General features: G+C 76.1%; 19 protein-coding genes. 11 read left to right on the top strand and 8 right to left on the bottom strand.

Translation table 11 applies throughout. From position 1 onward, the window contains the following. Position 1: 1 nt before the first annotated feature. Complete coding sequence (locus tag WJX68_RS22090; RefSeq protein ID WP_340294202.1) at positions 2 to 1,042, bottom strand: response regulator receiver protein; 1,041 nt, start codon at positions 1,040 to 1,042, stop codon at positions 2 to 4. Positions 1,043 to 1,242: 200 nt separating this feature from the next. On the opposite strand from WJX68_RS22090, the gene WJX68_RS22085 reads away from it, so the two are divergent. The 8 genes from WJX68_RS22085 to WJX68_RS22050 all read left to right on the top strand — a co-directional run bounded on the left by WJX68_RS22085 (position 1,243) and on the right by WJX68_RS22050 (position 8,366). Next, positions 1,243 to 2,016: a YoaK family protein gene (locus WJX68_RS22085; protein ID WP_340294200.1), complete on the top strand. Its 774-nt coding sequence runs from the start codon at positions 1,243 to 1,245 to the stop codon at positions 2,014 to 2,016. 4 nt (positions 2,017 to 2,020) lie between these two features. Continuing rightward, a complete protein-coding gene (locus tag WJX68_RS22080; protein WP_340294198.1) occupies positions 2,021 to 2,596 on the top strand; it encodes a P-loop NTPase family protein in 576 nt (191 codons plus the stop codon). 46 nt (positions 2,597 to 2,642) lie between these two features. Beyond that, positions 2,643 to 3,320, top strand: coding sequence for a class I SAM-dependent DNA methyltransferase (locus WJX68_RS22075; RefSeq protein ID WP_340294196.1), 678 nt, complete (start codon positions 2,643 to 2,645; stop codon positions 3,318 to 3,320). 5 nt (positions 3,321 to 3,325) lie between these two features. Continuing rightward, complete coding sequence (locus WJX68_RS22070; RefSeq protein WP_340294194.1) at positions 3,326 to 4,351, top strand: site-specific integrase; 1,026 nt, start codon at positions 3,326 to 3,328, stop codon at positions 4,349 to 4,351. Positions 4,352 to 4,437: 86 nt separating this feature from the next. Next, positions 4,438 to 5,229: a GNAT family N-acetyltransferase gene (locus WJX68_RS22065; RefSeq protein WP_340294192.1), complete on the top strand. Its 792-nt coding sequence runs from the start codon at positions 4,438 to 4,440 to the stop codon at positions 5,227 to 5,229. Positions 5,230 to 5,285: 56 nt separating this feature from the next. Next, complete coding sequence (locus tag WJX68_RS22060) at positions 5,286 to 5,918, top strand: DedA family protein (RefSeq protein ID WP_340294190.1); 633 nt, start codon at positions 5,286 to 5,288, stop codon at positions 5,916 to 5,918. After that, positions 5,915 to 6,883: a prolyl aminopeptidase gene (gene pip / locus WJX68_RS22055; RefSeq protein WP_340294188.1), complete on the top strand. Its 969-nt coding sequence runs from the start codon at positions 5,915 to 5,917 to the stop codon at positions 6,881 to 6,883. The genes WJX68_RS22060 and pip overlap by 4 nt, the downstream gene beginning before the upstream one ends. Positions 6,884 to 7,307: 424 nt before the next feature. Beyond that, positions 7,308 to 8,366 (top strand): MsnO8 family LLM class oxidoreductase, encoded by a 1,059-nt coding sequence (locus WJX68_RS22050; protein ID WP_340294186.1) that lies wholly within the window; start codon positions 7,308 to 7,310, stop codon positions 8,364 to 8,366. Between the two features lie 19 nt (positions 8,367 to 8,385). Here the strand turns inward: WJX68_RS22050 and WJX68_RS22045 are convergent, their stop codons facing one another. From WJX68_RS22045 to WJX68_RS22015, 7 genes are all read right to left on the bottom strand, one after another. Continuing rightward, positions 8,386 to 9,951 (bottom strand): alanine/glycine:cation symporter family protein, encoded by a 1,566-nt coding sequence (locus WJX68_RS22045; protein ID WP_340294184.1) that lies wholly within the window; start codon positions 9,949 to 9,951, stop codon positions 8,386 to 8,388. 113 nt (positions 9,952 to 10,064) lie between these two features. Next, positions 10,065 to 11,111 carry a ferrochelatase gene (locus tag WJX68_RS22040; protein ID WP_340294182.1) on the bottom strand — a complete coding sequence of 349 codons (1,047 nt, stop codon included), beginning with the start codon at positions 11,109 to 11,111 and terminating at the stop codon, positions 10,065 to 10,067. Between the two features lie 43 nt (positions 11,112 to 11,154). Further along, positions 11,155 to 11,931 carry an enoyl-ACP reductase FabI gene (gene fabI, locus WJX68_RS22035; RefSeq protein WP_340294180.1) on the bottom strand — a complete coding sequence of 259 codons (777 nt, stop codon included), beginning with the start codon at positions 11,929 to 11,931 and terminating at the stop codon, positions 11,155 to 11,157. 46 nt (positions 11,932 to 11,977) lie between these two features. Further along, complete coding sequence (gene fabG, locus WJX68_RS22030; RefSeq protein WP_340294178.1) at positions 11,978 to 12,688, bottom strand: 3-oxoacyl-ACP reductase FabG; 711 nt, start codon at positions 12,686 to 12,688, stop codon at positions 11,978 to 11,980. 67 nt (positions 12,689 to 12,755) lie between these two features. Then, positions 12,756 to 13,745: a VWA domain-containing protein gene (locus tag WJX68_RS22025; RefSeq protein WP_340294176.1), complete on the bottom strand. Its 990-nt coding sequence runs from the start codon at positions 13,743 to 13,745 to the stop codon at positions 12,756 to 12,758. Further along, positions 13,742 to 14,644, bottom strand: a complete 903-nt coding sequence (locus tag WJX68_RS22020; protein ID WP_340294218.1) for a DUF58 domain-containing protein — start codon at positions 14,642 to 14,644, stop codon at positions 13,742 to 13,744. Before WJX68_RS22020 ends, WJX68_RS22025 begins: the two co-directional genes overlap by 4 nt. 53 nt (positions 14,645 to 14,697) lie before the next feature. After that, entirely contained in the window at positions 14,698 to 15,807 is a 1,110-nt protein-coding gene (locus tag WJX68_RS22015; protein ID WP_340294174.1) for an AAA family ATPase, read from the bottom strand. Positions 15,808 to 15,934: 127 nt separating this feature from the next. Here WJX68_RS22015 and WJX68_RS22010 point away from each other — a divergent pair, with 127 nt between their 5' ends. Genes WJX68_RS22010 through WJX68_RS22000 form a run of 3 tightly spaced genes read left to right on the top strand, consistent with a single transcriptional unit; the run spans position 15,935 to position 19,109 of the window. Then, positions 15,935 to 17,650, top strand: a complete 1,716-nt coding sequence (locus tag WJX68_RS22010; protein ID WP_340294172.1) for a dihydroxyacetone kinase family protein — start codon at positions 15,935 to 15,937, stop codon at positions 17,648 to 17,650. Continuing rightward, positions 17,644 to 18,399 (top strand): triose-phosphate isomerase family protein, encoded by a 756-nt coding sequence (locus WJX68_RS22005; protein ID WP_340294170.1) that lies wholly within the window; start codon positions 17,644 to 17,646, stop codon positions 18,397 to 18,399. The genes WJX68_RS22010 and WJX68_RS22005 overlap by 7 nt, the downstream gene beginning before the upstream one ends. Further along, a complete protein-coding gene (locus tag WJX68_RS22000) occupies positions 18,396 to 19,109 on the top strand; it encodes a GntR family transcriptional regulator (RefSeq protein WP_340294168.1) in 714 nt (237 codons plus the stop codon). The genes WJX68_RS22005 and WJX68_RS22000 overlap by 4 nt, the downstream gene beginning before the upstream one ends. The last annotated feature ends 72 nt before the right edge of the window (positions 19,110 to 19,181 follow it).

Raw genomic sequence — 19,181 nt, 5'->3', positions numbered from 1 at the left:
ACTAGGCCCCGCTCCCGGGCCGCAGGGCCGTGGTGAGCGCGGCCAGGTCCTCGGGGTGCAGCCGGGCCGGCTCGGCCCGCAGCTCGTCGCGCTCGCGCCGGGCCCGGTCCAGGGCTGCGGTCAGCTCCCCGACGCGGGCGCGGGCCTCGCCGGCGGTCGTGGTCAGGGCGTCGTGGCGCTCGCGCAGCTCGTCGGCGGCGGCACGGGCCGCGGCGAGCGCGTCCTGCCCGGCGGTGAGGCGGCCGTGCTGTGCGGCGACGGTCTCGCGCAGGTCGGCGGCCTCGGCGCGGACCCGGTCCCGCTCGGTGCGCAGCGTGTCCCGCTCCCCCTGCGCGCCCGCGAGCCGCTCCTGCAGGGTGCGGGCCTGCTCCCGGGCGGTGTCGCGATCGTGCCCGGCGCCGCGGGAGGTCAGGACCGCGGCCTCGCGCTCCCGCTCCGCGGCGGCGGCCGCCTCCCGTGCCGCACGGGCGTCGGCGTCGGCGGCGTCGCGGGCCGCGACGGCGTCGGCGGCCTGCTGACGCGCCGCACCCAGAGCCTCGGTCGCCCGCAGGGCGGCGCGCGCGGACTCCTCGGCCCGGGCGGCGGCCTCGTCGCGCTCGGTGCGGGCTCCGGCCGCCTCGTCCTCGGCGGCGCGGGCCCGGGCCACGGCCGCGTCGCGGTCGGTGTCGGCACGCCGGCGGGCGGCGTCGGACTCCGCGGCCGCCAACCGGGCGGCCTCGGTGGCGGCGAGCGCGTCGTGCTCGACCTCGTCGAGACGGGCGGACACCGCGGCGAGCGCCTGCGCCAGCGCCGCGACCGGCCCGGCGACGGCGGCGACGTGCTCGCGCAGCCGGTCGGCGTCCAGGGCGAACGCGCCGGTGCCGGTGTCGAGCCCGAGCGCGCCCAGCGCCTCCCGTTCGGTGCGGGCCATCTGTGCGCAGGAGCGGCCGCCCTCCCAGCGCGTGTCGCGGCAGAACGAGCGCGGACGCCCGCCCTGCGGCCCCGGCGGCGGGAGCTCGGCCCGGCAACGGCTGTACCCGCAACGCACCACGGTGTCGTTCACCGTGAGAGGTTAGCAGCATACGAACCAGAACCCTTGTATCAGTTTGTTCGTACCGAACCTGCGTAACACCGGATAATGCACAGAATCCCGTGTTGCCGAGACGGCGGTGCGGAGTGGGACCTGCTGCGGTGCAACGGGAAGGGGTGCGCCTTGCCGCGGATTGAGCCCGCCGTTGATCGTCGGGACCGGAGGCTGCGGCCGTGTTCGACATCGATCGCGACAACCACGCCGCACGCACGCTCGCCGCCGTACCGCTCCTGCTCGCCGCCGCGGCCGGATCCCTGGACGGGGCGGTGTTCTCCGCCTTCCACGACGTCGTCGCCGGTGCCATGACCGGCAACCTCGTCGCCCTCGGACTGGGCGCGGGCACCGGGACGCCGGCCGCGCTCGTCCCCGCCGCCTGCGCCCTGGGGGGCTACGCGGCCGGGCTCGTCGCCGGGACCAGGACGGCGGGACTCGCCGGTCGCGTCCTCGGCCCGCGCGGCGCGGTCGCCCTCACCCTCGCGCTGGAGCTGGCCGTGCTCACCGTGGCCTGCGTCGCCTGGGTCCTCGGCGGGCCCGGACACGCCTTCCCGGTCGGCCCGGTGCTCGCGGTGACCGCCGGCGCGATGGGCGTGCAGGGCGCCGCGCTGCGCCGGGTCGGCCCCGCCGGGACACCCACGAACTACTTCACCGGAACCGTGACGAACTGGGTGTCCGGGATCGCCGAACCCGGCGCGCGGCGCTGGGACCCGGCCACCGGGGCCCGGATCGCGGTGTTCGTCGGCGCCGTCGCCGCCGGGGTCGCGCTGCACGGCGTCGTCCCGACCGGGGTGATCGGGCTGCCGCTGCTGCTGCTCGCCGCCGCGACCGGCCTCGCCGCGCACGCCGCCCGGCGCCGCGGCACGCACCCGCACCTGCCCGGGGGTCCGGCGACACCGCCGGTCACCGGCCGCTGCGCCGCCCGGACCGGGGTGGGCAGCGCACTACGGTGAGCACGTGCTGCGCCACGACGAGCCGCTGCCCGCCCGCCCACGCCGCATCCTCGTCGCCGGGGTGTCGGGCTCGGGCAAGACCACCCTCGCGGCCCGCATCGCCCGGGCCGTCGACGCCCCGCACACCGAGATCGACGCCCTGTTCCACGGACCGGGGTGGGTGCCGCGGCCCTCGTTCACCGCCGACGTCGCCGACCTCGTCGGCACGCCGGCCTGGACCACCGAGTGGCAGTACGGCGCCGTCCGCGAGACCCTCGCCGACCACGCCGACCTGCTCGTCTGGCTGGACCTGCCGTTCTGGACGGTCACCTTCCCGCGCGTCGTGCGCCGCACGGCGCGCCGGCGGCGCCACCGCGAGCAGCTGTGGAACGGCAACGTCGAGCCCCCGCTGCACGGGGTGCTGCACGACCGCGACCACATCGTGCGGTGGGCCGTCGCGACCCGCGGCGCGTACCGCGAGCGCGTACCCGACCTCGCCGACCGGCGTCCGGACCTGCCGGTGGTACGGCTGCGCTCCCCCGCCGAGGTCACGTCCTGGGTCGCCGGGCCGCTGCGCGACGCCGCGGGACGGGCGGGCTGAGCCCGCGCGTCCCTTCCTGTCGGTGGCCGGCCCTACCGTCCGCCCCGTGCACCCCTCCGCGCCCCGCCGCCCCGCCGATCTCGACGCGGTCCGCGACTCCTACGACCGTGTCGCGGACAACTACGTCGACATGGTCGTGTCCACCGGCATCGGCGACGTGCGCAGCCATCCGTGGCTGCGGGCCGCCATGGACGTCTTCGCCGACTCCGTCGCCGGGCGCGGGCCCGTCCTCGACGTCGGCTGCGGGCCCGGCCAGGTCACCGCGTACCTGGTGGAACGGGGTGTCGACGCCTCCGGGGTGGACCTCTCGCCCCGCATGATCGCGCACGCCCGCCGCCTCCACCCGCACTGCCGCTTCGCCGTCGCCTCCGCGACCGGGCTGCGCGCGGCCGACGCCTCGCTCGCGGGGATCCTCGGGTGGTGGTCGCTGTTCAACCTGCCCCGCGACGTGCTGGCGCAGGTGCTGGCCTCCTTCGCCCGCGCGCTGGCGCCCGGCGGGCGGCTCGTCCTGGCCACCCACGTCGGCGACGGCGACCTCGTGCGCACCGAGGCCTACGGCGGCGTCCCCGTGACCTGGACGACCCACCTCTGGCAGCCCGAGCAGCTGACCGTCCTCCTGCGCGACGCGGGGCTGCGGCCCGAGGCCGAGCTGAGGCTGCCCCCCGACGGGGCGAGCGGCGCGGGCGTGGTGCTCGTCGCCGCGGCGCCCGGGGCGGCAGACTGACCCCCGTGACGGAACCCGTCCCGGCCCACGCCGGAGTCCCCGCCGCCGAGCTGCTCGCCCCCCGCGTCGACCTCCCGCTCACCGCCGAGGAGGCCGCCTACGTCGCCGCCGCCCGCGCCCCCAACACCCGCCGCGGCTACGCCTCGGACTGGCGGGAGTTCAGCTCCTGGTGTGCGCGCCACGGCCACACCCCGCTGCCCGCCGCCCCGGAGGCGCTGTCGGGCTACATCACCGAGCTCGCCGGCGCGGGGGCCAGGGTCGGCACGATCAGCCGCAGGCTGTCCTCGATCCGGTTCGTGCACGTCATGCGGGACCTGCCCGACCCCGGCGACGCCCGCCGCGTCGCCACCGTCTGGGAGGGCATCCGCCGCACCCACGGCGCCCCGCCGGTGCAGGCCCGCGCGCTGATGCCGCCCGACCTGGACGACGTCGTCGACGCCTGCCCGGCCACCCGCACGTTCACCACCCGCCCGGCCGAGGGCGACCTCGCCGGGCTGCGCGACCGCGCGCTGCTGCTCGTCGGCTTCTTCTCCGCGCTGCGCCGCTCCGAGCTCGCCGCCCTCACCGTCGCCGACGTCGCCGACCACCCGCGCGGGAGGGTGCTGTCGATCCCCCGCTCCAAGACCAACCCCTACGGCACCGAGCCCGAGCTCGTCGTCCTGCCGCACACCGCGCGCGCCGCCCGCTGCCCGGTCACCGCGCTGACCGCCTGGCTCGACGCCGCCGGCATCACCGAGGGGCCGGTGCTGCGCCGGGTCACCCGCGGCAACCGCGTCGCCGACGGGCCGCTGCACCCGGAGTCGGTCAACGCGATCGTGCAGCGCGCCGTCGCCCGCGCCGACATCGGTCCCGGCCCCTGGTCGGCGCACTCGCTGCGGGCGGGTCACGTCACCTACGCCCACCAGCGCGGGGCGTCCGACCGGGCCATCGCGCACCAGACCCGGCACCGCTCGCTGGCGACCATCGGGACCTACGTCCGCATCGACGACGCGTGGGAGGACAACTCGGCCGCGCTGCTGGCCGGGCTGTGACCACCGGCCCGCCACCCGCGCGGTGCCGCCCGGCACACGGCCGAACGGCCCTGGCGGGCCCCGCCCGGCTGCGCTGAGCTGTCCCGATGGACACCGTCGTCCCCCTGTCCGACGGCTGGGACGACCTCGTCCCCGTCTCCGACAGCCTCGCCCGCCGCTTCGTGCACGCCTACGCCGACCGCGTCACCGCGATGGCGGCCCGCACCGGGGGCCGCTCGCTGCGGGTGCCCGGCGCCGTGCTCGCCGACCTCGGGTCCCCCTTCGGCTACGACAACGCCGTCGTCCTCACCGCCCCCGCCGACGACGACCGCATCGGGACCGTCCTGCGGACCGCGGCCGGGTTCTTCCCGCCGCAGCGCTGGTGGGTGCTGCTCTCCCTGTTCCCGCTCCCCCACGCGCCCGGCCTGACCCCGGTCGGCCACCCCCCGCTGATGTTCCGCCCGCCGGGCCCGTACCCGCCGGTCCCGCCCGGGCTGACCGTCCGCGTGGTCCCCGACGCCCCCGCCGAGGACTTCGAGCGGGTCCTCGTCGCCGGCTTCGGCCTCGCCGACGTCGGCCGCCCCGCCGTCGCCGACCCCCGGCTCACCGGCGGCCTGGTGCACCTGGTCGTCGGCTACGTCGACGGCCGGCCCGTCGCCACCGCGGGCGCCGCCGTCCACCACGGGATCGTCGAGCTCGACTGGGTCGCGACGCTGCCCGGGCACCGCGGACGCGGGTACGGCGCGGCCGTCACCGCGGCCGCCTGCGCCGTGGCCCCGGAGCTGCCCGCGGTGCTGATCTCCAGCGACGACGGGCGCCCGGTCTACCACCGGCTCGGGTTCTGGGACCTGTTCCGCGCGACGATGTGGGAGCACCCGCCGCAGGCCCCCGGGACCTGACCGGGACCGGTGCGTCACCCTGGGGGCATGCGGCCACGTCTCCCCCACCGACCCCGGTGACGCCGTTCGACCTGCTCGCCGCCGTCCCGGGCCCGCTGGTCCTGGCGCTCGCGACGGTGCTCGTGCTGTGCGAGTCGGCGCTGCTCGTCGGGGTCGTCCTGCCCGGGTTCGGGGTACCGGTCGCGGTCGGGCTCCTGAGCGCCTCCGGGGCGGTGCCGTGGTGGGCGAGCGCGCCGTCGGTGTGCGTCGCGGCCGCGGCGGGGCGTGTCGTGGCGTTCCGCCGGGGCCGGACGGTGGCCTCCCCATCGGTCCCGCCGAGGGCGCGCGCGGTGCCGCTGGTCCGGGCCTGCCTCGACGCGGCCGGGCACCGGCCCCGTACGGCGGTGGCGCTGTCGCAGTGGTTCGCGGTCGTACGCACGCTGGTCCCGCGCCTGGTCGGGACCGGTCTGAGCACCCGCGCGTTCGTGCTGGTCGCCGTCCCGATCGCCGTCGCCTGGGCGGGCACCGGCCTGACCGTCGGGCGGCTGCTGCACGAGAGCTCGCAGCTCGCGGCCGGGATCGTCGGCACCGACCGGGTGCTCGCCGTCGCCGTACCGGCGGTGCTCGTGCTCGCACTCGCCGTCTCCTGGTGGCGGGGGCGGCGCGCACCCTCCCCCGGACCCCGCCCACGCGCCGGGAGCCACCGGTGAGCCTGTTCCCGCGCATCGAGCCGCACGACGCGGGCACCCTCACCACCGACGACGGCCAGTCGGTCCACTGGGAGTCCTGCGGCCGGCCCGACGGCCGCCCGGTGCTGTACCTGCACGGCGGGCCCGGTTCCGGCGCCGGGACCGGCGCGCGGCGCTACGCCGACCCGCGGCGCTGCCGGATCGTGCTGTTCGACCAGCGGGGCTGCGGCCGCAGCCGCCCGTCGGCCGCCGATCCCGCCGTCGACCTGCTGCGCACCAACACCACGGCACACCTGCTGTCCGACATCGAGCAGCTCCGCACGCTGCTGGGGATCCGCAGCTGGACCGTCCTCGGCGTCTCGTGGGGCAGCACCCTCGCCCTGGCCTATGCCGATGCCCACCGGGACAGGGTCGACGCGCTCGTCCTCGCCGCCGTCGTCACCACCTCGCAGCGGGAGGTCCGCTGGATCACCGAGGACATGGGGCGGCTGTTCCCGCGGGAGTGGGAGCGTTTCGCCGCCGCCGTGCCGCCGTCGCTGCGGGGCGCCCGGCTCGTCGACGCCTACGCCGCGATGCTCGCCGATCCCGACGCCGGCGTCCGGGAGCGGGCGGCCCGCGAGTGGTGCCGCTGGGAGGACGCCCACGTCTCGCTCGCGCCCGGCCACCGCCCCGACCCCCGCTACGACGACCCGCGGTTCCGGCTCGAGGTCGCCCGGCTCGTCACCCACTACTGGCGCCACGCCGCGTTCCTCCCGGACGGCCGGCTCCTCGCCGGCGCCGCCCGCCTCGCCGGCGTCCCGGGCGTCCTCGTGCACGGCCTGCAGGACGTCAGCAGTCCCCCGGACATCGCCTGGCGGCTGCACCGCGCCTGGCCGGGCAGCGAGCTGCACCTGCTCGACGGGACCGGGCACGGCGGCACGCAGGACATGACCGACACCGTCGTCGACGGCCTGCAGCGCCTGACCACCCGCCCCCGCCGGTCCTGACCCGCCGTGCGGCCGGTCTCCGGCCGTCAAGACCCGGGGTGTCGTCGTTTCGACGACGGAACGACGGCGTCAACGTTTCAATGACACCGGAGGACCGGACCGCCGGGCGCCGGGGGTCGCCGTACCGTTGACGGGACGCCGGCGTCAACGATGCATTGACCTCAATGGCGGGGGCTCACCCCCGTGCCGGGTCCGTGTCCGGCCCCTCCGGTCCCCCGGCCGACCGCTCCACGGCGGGGACAGATCCGCTGACCTGCACCGCAGCCGCCCGTGGAGGCTGGTGCTGCGTCCGTCCGGAGCAGCGGTGCGGTGCGCGCGGGCAGTCGCCACCGTCACGTCGCGGGAGACCTGGACGCGCCGTGGGCGCGTTGACCCCCTCCCCCGCCGCCTCTACATTCCGGGGTGGATACCCGGTGCGAGTCCCGTGCACCTCTGGTCACAGGAGCTCACGCTGTCCCCCATCCCGCTGTCGTGCCTGGACCTCGGCCCGGTCCGGCCCGGCGGAACCGCCGCCGACGTCGTCGCCGACGCGATCGCGCTGGCGCGGCACGCCGAGTCGCTCGGCATGCTCCGGTACTGGGTCGGCGAGCACCACCTGAACCCCGCGCTCGGTTCGACGAGCCCGATGGTGCTGCTCGCGCACCTCGCCGCCCGGACCGAGCGGATCCGGCTCGGCGTCGCGGCCACGCTCGTCGCCTACCACCCGCCGCTGCGCCTGGCCGAGGACGCGACGCTGCTGTCCGCGCTGTCCGGCGGCCGCGCCGACCTGGGGCTCGGCCGGTCGGTGGCCGCCCGCACCCCGCGCACGGTCGGTGTCGAGCACGACCGCCCGCACGTCGAGGCCCGCCTGCTCGAGCGCGGACTGGGCACCTTCTCCGGGCGCTGCGACCAGCTGCTGCGCCTGCTCGCCGGCAAGGAACCCGGCCTGCAGGGCGCCCCCGTCGGCCTGCTCGACGCGGTGACCCCGCAGGTCTGGGTGCACGCCGCGAGCGCCGGGGAGAGCGCCGAGTACGCCGCCCGCAACGGCCTGCCGATGGGCGTGGCCTACTTCGCGCGGCCCACCACCGTCCTCGAGGCCGTCGACACCTACCGGGAGCGGTTCGAGCCGGGCCCCTACCGGGACCGGCCGCACGTCGCCGTCGCGGTGTCCGCGCTGACCGCGGCCACCGAGGACGAGGCGGCCGCGCTCGGCGCCGGCTACGACGTCTGGATGCGCGCGCTGGCCCTCGACACCGGCCCGATGTTCTACCCCACCGCGCGGGAGCGGGCCACGCTCGCGCCGCTGACCCCGGCCGAGCACGTCGCGCTCGACGACCGGATCCGCACCCGCGTCGTCGGCACGCCCACCGCGGTGGCCGAGCGGCTCTCGGCGATCGTCGAGGCCGTCGAGGCCGACGAGCTCGTCGTCGAGACGGTCGCCCCGACCCTGGAGGACCGTCTGCGGTCCTACGCGCTGCTCGCCCGGGCGTGGGCCCGGCTCTGAGCCGGACCCACGCGACGGGTCAGAGCATCGCCCGCTCGGACGGCTCCACCTCGGTGACCTCGCCGGAGGCGAGCCGCGCCCGGAACGCGCGCACCTCCTGCTTCACCACCGGGGCGAGCACGTAGAGGCCCATGATGTTGAACACGGCCAGCAGGAAGAGCACCGCGTCGGCGAAGTCGAGGACGCTGCCCAGCGTCAGCACCGAGCCGACGATCACGAAGAAGCAGAAGACCGCCTGGTAGACCCGCTCGGACAGGGTGTTCTTGCCGAACAGGTAGGTCCACGCCTTCTGGCCGTAGTAGCCCCAGGTGATGATCGTCGAGACCGCGAACAGGAACACCGCGACGGCGAGCACGTACGGGAACCACGGCAGCACCGTCGCGAACGCGTCGGAGGTGACCAGCACGCCGTCGGCCACCTCGGCGCCGTCGGTGGCGAACGCCGTCGCCTGCGCCTGCTGCCAGAACGGCGTCCCGGCGATGACGATCGTCAGCGCGGTCATCGTGCAGATGACCACGGTGTCGACGAACGGCTCGATCAGCGCCACGTACCCCTCGGTCGCGGGGTTCTTCGTCCGCACCGCCGAGTGGGCGATCGGCGAGGACCCGAGGCCCGCCTCGTTCGAGAAGGCCGCCCGCTGGAAACCGACGATCATCGCGCCGAGCACGCCGCCCACCACGCCCTCGGGCGAGAAGGCGCCCGCGAGGATGAGCCCGACCGCCGTCGGCACCTGGGTGATGTTCACCGCGATCACGATCAGACAGGCGGCCACGTAGACGATCGCCATCGCCGGGACGAGGCGGCCGGTGACCGCGCCGACGGACCTGATCCCGCCGAACACGACCGCCCCGACCAGGGCGGCCAGCAGCAGGCCGAAGACGAACGCCGCGCCGCCGCTGCCGAGCAGCCCGGTCTCCCCGCCGGTCACGTTGCGCAGCTGGGCGAAGGTCTGGTTGGCCTGGAACATGTTCCCGCCGGCGACGCCGAAGAACAGGATCATCACCGCGGCACCGGCGGCCAGGACCTTGCCCAGGCCGCGGCCGAACGCGTTGGGGACGCGCTCGGCGACACCGATCCGCAGGTAGTGCATCGGACCGCCGGACACGGTGCCGTCGGCGTGCACCTCGCGGTACTTCACGCCGAGGGTGCACTCCACGAACTTCGTCGCCATGCTCAGCAGCCCGGCGACGATCATCCAGAACGTCGCGCCGGGACCACCGATCGTCACCGCGACGCCGACGCCCGCGATGTTGCCCAGGCCGACGGTCCCCGAGAGCGCCGAGGCCAGGGCCTGGAAGTGGGTGATCTCGCCCGGCTCGTCGCGCCGGGTGTAGCGGCCGCGGACGATGCGCAGGGCGAGGGCGATGCTGCGGAACTGGACGAAGCCGAAGTACAGCGTGAACAGCACCCCGGCCAGGATCAGCCAGCCGACGATGAGCGGGAAGTCGGCGCCGAGGACCGTCACCTCGTAGAAGACGATGTTCGACAACCCGGTCGAGATGGGGTCGAACACCGCGTTGATGGAGTTCTCGATGCTCTCGAGCACGCCGGGTTGCGACGGTGCCGTGGTCGGTACGGAAGACATGGTGCGGAACCTCACCCCATTCGGGGACGAACCGCAACAATCCGGACGAACGGTTACCGGACTGTAGACATCGGGCGCGCTGCCTCCGTGACCGCGACGCCGGCGCGAGCGGGTCAGCTCGTCCGGGTCGGGCGGCGCTGCGGCACGCAGCAGTCGACGGCGCACGGCGCACCGTTGCGGGTGCACCCCGCCGCCGGGACGGTGCCCAACCGCCGCGCCGTGACGTCACCGGTGTGCTCGCGCACGAGCTCGATCACCATGTCGGCGAAGCGCGGGTCCGGACCGGCGGTGGCCGCGCGGGCGAAGGCCATCCCGTGCTCGGCCGCGCGCTCGGCGGCCTCGTTGTCCAGGTCCCAGATCACCTCGACGTGGTCGGACACGAACCCGACCGGCGCGACGACGACCGCGCCGACCCCCTTCGCGTGCAGGTCGTCGAGGTGGTCGACGATGTCGGGCTCGAGCCACGGCACCTGCGGCGGCCCCGAGCGCGACTGCCAGACGACGTCGAAGTCGTCGACGCCCACCTCGGCGGCGACCAGCGCGGCGGCCTCACCGACCTGGCGGGAGTAGCGGTGCCCGCCGTCGGCGGGGGTGCCGGCGGCGGCGTCCGCGGAGTTCGGCACGGAGTGCGCGGTGAACACCAGCCGGGCCGCGGCGCGCTGCTCCTCGGGCAGCCGGGCCAGCGCGGCGCGCACGGCGTCGGCGTTGGCGCGCACGAAGTCCGGGTGGTCGTGGAAGTGGCGCAGCTTGACCAGCTCCGGCGCGCCGTCGCCGACCGCGTCCCGGGCCCGGGCGATGTCCTCGTGGTACTGGCGGCACGCCGAGTAGCCGCCGTAGGCGCTGGTCGCGAACACCAGCGCGCGCCGGACCCCGTCGGCCGCCATCTCGCGGACGGTGTCCTCGGCGAACGGGCGCCAGTTGCGGTTGCCGAAGTACACCGGCAGCTCGGTGCGCGACGCGATCGCCTCGACCAGCTCGCGGTTGCGGGCGTTGATCGGCGAGACGCCACCGAAGTGCTGGTAGTGCTCCTCGACGGCGTCGAGGCGCTCCGGCGGCACCCCACGGCCCCGGGTCACGTTCTCCAGGAACGGGCGGACCTCGTCGGGGGCCTCGGGGCCGCCGAAGCTGAGCAGGAGGATGGCGTCGAACTGTTCGGGCACGGGCCCGATTATCGACGCCGCCGTCCCGGCGCGCCGACCGGCGTCACACTCCGACCGCGTGCACCCCGCCGTCGGCCATGATCATCGACCCGGTGGTGGTGGGCATCCAGTCCGACAGCGCCGCGCACACCGTCTTCGCGACCGGCACCGGGTCGTTCATGTCCCAGCCCAGCGGGGCGCGCTTGTCCCAGACGTCCTCGAAGGCGGCGAAGCCGGGGATGGAGCGGGCGGCCATCGTGCGCACCGGGCCCGCGGCGACGAGGTTGACCCGGATGCCGTCGCGCCCCAGGTCGCGGGCCAGGTAGCGGGTCACCGACTCCAGCGCGGACTTGGCGACGCCCATCCAGTCGTAGGCGGGCCAGGCCTGGCGGTTGTCGAAGTCCATGCCGACGATGGAGCTGCCCGGCCCGAGCAGCGGCTTGCACGCCATCGCCAGGGACTTCAGCGAGTACGCGCTGACCTGGATGGTCGTGGCGACGTCCTCCCACTGCGCGGTGAGGAACGCGCCCTCGCCCAGGGCGCCCGCCGGGGCGAACCCGATCGAGTGCAGCACGCCGTCCAGGCGCGGCTCCTCGCCCAGGTGCGGGGTGATCCGCTCGACGAGCGAGTCGAGCTGCTCCTGGTCGGACACGTCCAGCTCGACGACCGGGGCGGGCTTCGGCAGCCGCTGCGCGATCCGCTCGACCAGGCGCATCCGGCCGAACCCGGTGAGCACGACCTCGGCGCCCTGCTCCTGGGCGATCTTGGCGGAGTGGAAGGCGAGCGAGGCGTCGGTGATCACACCGGTGATCAGCAGCCGCTTGCCGTCGAGCAGTCCCATGACGTCCTTTCGAAGTTCCTGCGCGGTGTGGGCCGGTGGCCCGTGGCTAGTGGCCCATGCCCAGGCCGCCGTCGACCGGGACGATCGCCCCGGTGACGTAGCCGGCGCCCGGGGAGGCGAGGAAGGTGACGACCGAGGCGATCTCGTCGGCGTCGGCGTAGCGCGACAGCGGGATGGTCCCGAGGATCTCCTCGCGCCGCTTCTCCGGCAGCGCCCGGGTCATGTCGGTGTCGACGAACCCCGGCGCGACGACGTTCGCGGTGATGCCGCGGCTGCCGAGCTCGCGGGCGACCGAGCGGGCCAGCCCGACCAGCCCGGACTTCGAGGCGGCGTAGTTGACCTGCCCGGCGGACCCGCTGAGGCCGACGACCGACGACACGAAGATCATCCGGCCCTTCTTGGCCTTGAGCATCCCGCGCGAGGCGCGCTTGGCGACCCGGTAGGCGGCGGTCAGGTTGGCGTCGACGACCTTGGTGAACGACTCCTCCCCCATCCGCATGAGCAGGCCGTCGTCGGTGATGCCGGCGTTGGAGACGAGGACCTCGACCGGGCCGTGCGCGGCCTCGGCCTCGGAGAAGGCGGCGTCGACGGAGTCGGCGTCGGTGACGTCGCAGTGCACCGGCAGCAGGTCGGCGGGGACGTCGTCCTTGCCGGAGCGGTAGGTCACCGCCACCTTGTCCCCCTCGGCGGCGAACGCTCTCGCGATCGCCAGTCCGATGCCGCGGTTTCCTCCGGTCACGAGCACGCTGCGTCCCACGAGGGGTGAACCTAACGCACTACCCGCCGGTACCGCGGCGCGGAGATCACCCTCACGACGCGCCGGGTCACGGCAGGCGGCGGCCGAGCAGGATCCCCGCCCCGAGCCCGCCGATCAGCAGCACGAACCCGCCCACCATCCACGGCCGGCTCGCGTCGACCTCGCGTTCCTCGTAGCCGAGCTCCTCGGACAGGTCGGAGTACACCGCGCGCAGCTCGGACTCGGTGGCGGCGGTGAAGAACCGCCCGCCCGAGAGCTGGGCGATGCGCTCCATCGAGGCGTCGTCGACGGCGACCGGGGTGCGCCCGCCGTCGAGCTCGATCGTGCCGTAGCTCGTGCCGAAGGAGATCGTCGACACGGGGATGCCGCGCGTCTTCGCCTCGGCCGCGGCGGTGAACGAGCCGCGCGGGTCGTTCTCCCCGTCCGGCCCGGGCACGGTCTGGGTGCCGTCGGAGAGCAGCACGATCCGCGACGGCGGCGGCACGCCCGCCGCGTCCGGGCCGCCCTGCAGGGAGCGGGAGAACGTGTCGATCGACTGCATCGCGGTGAAGATCGCCTCGCCGGTCGCGGTGGACTCGGCGAGCTGCAGGTTGTCCACGCCGTTCTTGACCGAGTTGCGGTCGGTCGTCGGCGAGACCAGCACCGCGGCCGTCCCGGCGAAGGACACCAGCCCGAGGTTGACGCCCGGGGTCAGCTGGTCGGCGAACTGCTTGGCCGCGGCCTGCGCCGCGGCGAGCCGGGTCGGGGCGACGTCGGTGGCCTTCATCGACAGCGACACGTCGATGACGAGCATGACGGTGGCGCGGTTGCGCGGCACCTTGGCCATGGCCTGCGGCCCGGCCAGCGCCACGGTCAGCACCGCCAGCGCCGCGATCAGCCCGATCGCGGGCAGGTGGCGCCACCGGCCGGGCCGCCTCGGCGCGACGGACTCCAGCAGCTCCAGGTTGGTGAAGCGCACGACGTCGCGGCGGCGCCGGCGCAGCAGCCACACGTAGGCGACGACCAGCGCGGCGACGACCAGCAGCCCCAGCAGCCACCACGGGGACGCGAAGTTCATGCCGGCCTCCGGGGGACGCGCGGCCCGGCGGCGTGCTTGCGCGCCACCGCGAACCGGACGATGTCGGACACCCAGTCCGAGTCGGTGCGCAGCGTCAGGTGCCCGGCCCCGCAGCGCCGCAGCGCCGCAGCGACCCGGTCGCGGTGCGCCGACGCGGCGGCGGCGAACTCGCGGCGCAGCAGCGGGGTCGTCTCGACCTCCCGCTGGCGGCCGGTCTCGGGGTCGGCCAGCACGACGGTGCCGACGTCGGGCAGGTCCAGCTCGCGGGGGTCGAGCAGCTCGACCGCGAGCAGCTCGTGGCGGGCCGAGAGCGCGCGCAGCGACCGCTCCCACACCGGTTCACCGAGGAAGTCCGACACCACCGCGACCAGCCCGCGCCGGCGCGGCGGGCGGCGCAGCTCGTCGAGCGCGGCGGCGAGGTCACCGCGGACGCCCTCCGGCGCCGGTGGCGCGGTGGCGACCCTGCGGACCAGGCCGCGGGCGTGCGCGAGGCCGCCGCGCGCGGGCAGGCGCAGCGTCATCGCCCCGTTCGCGACGACCGCGCCGAGCCGGTTCCCGCCGCCGGCCGTCAGCTGGGCGACAGCGGTCAGCGCGGCCAGCGCGAGGTGGCGCTTGTCGGTGGCGGCGGTGCCGTAGTCGATGCTGCGCGACAGGTCGACCACCGCCCACGTCTCCAGCTCGCGGTCGGCGACGGTCTCGCGCACGTGCGGCGCGGTGGTGCGGGCGGTGACCGACCAGTCCATCCGGCGGACGTCGTCGCCGGGCTGGTAGGGCCGCGCGTCGCCGGGCTCGGTGCCCGGGCCGGGCAGCAGGCCCACGTGGTTGCCCTGCAGCAGCCCGTCCAGCCGGCGCCGGACGGTGAGCTCCAGGGTCCGCAGCGACGCCTCGAGCCGGACCAGGTCGGCGGACCCGGCGGGGGCGGCGCCGCGCTCCGGGCCGGTCCCCGGTCCGGTCACGCCGGGCCACCTGCCGGGCCCGGCTGCGGGGCGGCGGTGCCGTGCGGCGCGGGCGCGCCCGGGGCGGGCGGCCACGCGGCGGGCTCGGGCACGGTGCCCGGCCGGGCGCTGACCTGCGGCAGCGGCACGGCCTGCAGGACCCGGCCGACGATGTGGTCGACCGGCACCTGGTCGGCGATCGCGTCGTAGGACAGGACCAGGCGGTGGCGCAGCACGTCCGGCGCGACCTCCAGGACGTCCTGGGGCAGCACGTAGTCCCGGCCGCGGACCAGGGCCAGCGCGCGGGCCGCGGAGACGATGCCCAGCGAGGCGCGCGGCGAGGCGCCGTAGGCGATCCAGGACGCCACGTCGGACAGGCCGTGCTCGCCGGGCAGCCGGGTGGCGACGACCAGGCGCACGACGTAGTCGACGAGCGCGTGGTGCACGAACACGTCCGCGGCGGTGCGCTGCAGGCGGACCAGCTCGTCGGGGGTGAGAACCTGGGCGGCCTCCGGCGGGGTCGACCCCATCCGGTAGATGATCTCCCGCTCCTCCTCGACGCCCGGGTACTCGATGATCAGCTTGAACAGGAAGCGGTCGCGCTGCGCCTCGGGCAGCGGGTAGACGCCCTCGTTCTCGATCGGGTTCTGGGTGGCGAGCACCAGGAACGGGTCGGGCATCGGGTGGTCGCGCCCGGCGAGGGACAGCTTGCGCTCGGCCATCACCTCGAGCATCGCGGACTGCACCTTGGCCGGGGCGCGGTTGATCTCGTCGGCGAGCACGAAGTTCGCGACGACCGGGCCCAGCTCGACGTCGAACTCCTCGCGGCCCTGCCGGTAGATCCGGGTGCCGAGGATGTCGGCGGGCACCAGGTCGGGGGTGAACTGCAGGCGGGAGAAGCTGCCGCCGACCACCCGGGCGAAGGTCTCGACGGCCAGGGTCTTCGCGACGCCGGGCACGCCCTCCAGCAGCAGGTGCCCCTTGGCGAGCAGCCCGACGAGCATCCGCTCGACCAGCCGGTCCTGGCCGACGATCACCCGCTTCACCTCGAGCACCGCACGCTCGAGCCGCTCCGCGTCGCGGGCGGGGGTGATCGGGTCCGGGCCGGTGGAGGCAGACGTGCTCACCGAGCCATCCCACCGTGCGGCCCGTGTGACGCCGGTGAAACGCGGGGGCGCCCGCCGGGCCTGGTCGCCGCCGTCCTACTTCCTATAGGATCGATGAGATCCGCACCGCCAGGACGAGGGGACCGCGATGACGCGCCTGTTCAACGACCCGGACGACTTCGCCGCAGAGATGACCACCGGGCTCGCCGCGGCCTCCGCGCGCTGGCTGCGGGCCGTACCGGGCGGGGTGGTGCGCTCGACCGAGGCCGACCGGCCGACGGTGTCGCTGGTCGTCGGCGGCGGGTCCGGGCACTACCCCGCCTTCGCCGGGCTCGTCGGTCCGGGGCTCGCGCACGGCGCGGCGATGGGCAACCTGTTCGCCTCGCCCTCGACCCAGCAGGTCCACTCCGTCGCCGCCGCGGCGGACCGGGGCCGCGGGGTGCTGATGTCCTACGGCAACTACGCCGGCGACGTCCTGAACTTCGACGCCGCCCAGGCCCGGCTGCGCGAGGCCGGGGTGGACTGCCGCACCGTGGTGGTCACCGACGACGTCTCCAGCGCCGCCGACCCCGCACTGCGCCGCGGGATCGCCGGGGACCTGTGCGTGTTCAAGGTCGCCGGTGCGGCCTGCGAGGCGGGCTACGACCTCGACGGCGTCGAGCGCGTCGCCCGGCTGGCCAACGAGCGGACCCGGTCGCTGGGCGTCGCCTTCGACGGCTGCACCCTGCCCGGCGCGGGCTCCCCGCTGTTCACCGTGCCGGACGGGCGGATGGCGGTCGGGCTGGGCATCCACGGCGAGCCGGGCATCGACGAGACCGACGTGCCCACCGCGGCCGGGCTCGCCGAGCTGCTGGTCCGCGGCCTGCTCGCCGAGCGGCCCGCCGGGGCCGGTGACCGCGTCGTCCCGATCCTCAACGGCCTCGGCTCGGTCAAGTACGAGGAGCTCTACGTCGTCTACGGCGCCGTGCACCGGCTGCTCGGCGAGGCCGGGCTCACCGTCGTCGACCCCGAGGTCGGCGAGTTCTGCACCAGCTTCGACATGGCGGGGGCCTCGCTGACCCTGCTCTGGCTCGACGACGGCCCCGGCGAGCTGGAGCGGCTGTGGACCGCCCCGTGCGACACCCCCGCGTTCCGCCGCGGGTCGGTCGCCGGGCACCACGGCACCGCCGCCGCACCGCAGGTCACCGCGGCCGGCGCGCCGGCCGCGGTGACCGAGGGATCTCCGGGGTCGCGGGCCTGCGGTGCGCGGGTCGCCGCCGCGTTCGACGCGGTCGCCGCGGTGCTCGACGCCGAGGCCGACCGGCTCGGGCGGCTCGACCGCGTCGCGGGCGACGGCGACCACGGTATCGGCATGCAGCGCGGCGGACGCGCCGCCCGGGAGGCCGCCGCGGAGGCCGCCGCCCGCGGCGCGGGCGCCGGGACCGTGCTCCGCCACGCCGCCGACGCCTGGGGCGACCGCGCGGGCGGCACCTCCGGGGCGATCTGGGCCGCCCTGCTCGACGCGCTCGGCACCGCGCTCGGTGACACCGCCACCCCGGACGAGGCCGCCGTCGCCGCCGCGGTCCGCGCCGCCGAGCGGGCCGTCGCCGCCGCGGGCGGGGCCGCCGTCGGGGACAAGACCATGGTCGACGCCCTCGTCCCGTTCGCCACCGTCCTCGACGAGCGCGTCGGCGCGGGCGAGGACCTGCCGCTCGCCTGGGCCGCCGCCGCCGACGCCGCCGGGCGGGCCGCCGAGGACACCGCGCGGCTCGCGGCCCGCCTGGGCCGGGCGCGGGCCCACGGCGAGCGCAGCGTCGGCACCCCCGACCCGGGCGCGGTGTCGTTCGCGCTGGTCGTGCGCACGGCCGGGGAGCACCTGTGCTGATCGGGTCGAGCCTCAAGACCTACCTCGGCCACGCCCGCACCTGCGACTGGCTGCGCGCGGTCGCGGCGATCGCCGCCGGGCACCGGGCCGTCGCCTCCGGGGCGGCGACGCTGTTCGCGCTCCCCCAGTTCCCGTCCATCCCCGCGGCCGTGGAGATCGCCCGCCCGGCCGGGATCGCCGTCGGCGCCCAGGACGTGGCCGTGCACGACGACGGCCCGTGGACCGGGGAGGTCACCGCGCCCGTCCTGGTCGAGGTGGGAGCCACGCTGGCCGAGGTCGGGCACGCCGAGCGCCGGGCCCACTTCGGCGAGACCGACGACGTCGTCGCCGCGAAGACGCTCGCCGCGCTGCGCAACGGCCTCACCCCGGTCCTGTGCGTCGGCGAGACCGACCGGTCCGGGGCGGGGCGGGCCGCCGACGCCGTGCGGGCCCAGGTCGACCACGCGCTCGCCCCGGCACTCGCGGCCGGGCACACGGGTCCGGTCGTCGTCGCCTACGAGCCCGTCTGGGCGATCGGCGCCCCCGAACCGGCCCCGGCCGCGCACGTCAGCGCGGTCGGGTCGGCGTTGCGTGCGCACGTCGCGGGACTCCCGGGCGCCGCGGTGATCTACGGTGGGAGCGCCGGGCCGGGCCTGCTGCCCCGCATCGCCGACGGCGTCGACGGCATGTTCCTGGGCCGCTTCGCCCACGACCCGCGCGCCGTCGCCGCGATCCTCGACGAGGTCGCCGACCTGGAGGGAGCCCGATGAGTGCCAGCACCCCGGGGCTGCGCGGCGGGATCGAGCGCCGCGGCCTGCGCGACCACGTCTACGAGCGCATCCTCGAGCTGCTGCTCTCCGGCGGGCTCGAGCCGGGCACGCGGCTGGGCATCGACACCATCGCGCGCGACCTCGACGTCTCCCCCACCCCGGTGCGCGAGGCCATGGTCCAGCTGGAGCGGACCGGCCTGGTGACCCGCGAGGCGCTCAAGGGCTACCGGGTCGCGCCGCCGCTGGCCGCCGACCAGCTCGCCGAGCTCTTCGACGCCCGGCTGATGCTGGAGACCACCGCCGCGCGCATGGCCGCCCCCGCGACCCCGGACATGCTCGCCGACCTGCGGTCCGCGCACGCCCGCCACGCCGCGGCCGGCGAGCGCGTGGCCGCCGCACTCGCGCAGGGCCGGGTCGACCCGTCGCTGACCGCGGAGTACTTCGCCGCCGACACCGAGTTCCACGACGTCGTGCTCCACCACGCCCGCAACCGCTATCTCGTGCAGATGTCGGAGACCCTCGGCGCCCAGGTGCACCGGATGCGCCAGACCGCGCTGCAGGGCGTCCCCGACGTCGAGGAGGCGGTCGCGGAGCACGGCGGCGTCGTCGACGCGTTCGCCTCCGGCGGCGTGGACGAGCCGGTGGCCGCGCTGCGCCGCCACCTCGACAACGTGCGCGAGCGCTCGCTGCGCTTCGAGCGCGGGGCCTGACCCGCCCGTCCCGATCGACATCGCCCGAACGGTTGACCTCGCCCGAGAATCCTATAGGATCTATCCAAGATC

This window comes from Pseudonocardia spirodelae, from assembly GCF_037727765.1.
GTDB lineage: Bacteria > Actinomycetota > Actinomycetes > Mycobacteriales > Pseudonocardiaceae > Pseudonocardia > Pseudonocardia spirodelae.
Note: the sequence above shows the minus strand (reverse complement) of the source record. Positions and strands in the feature narration are given on the sequence as shown.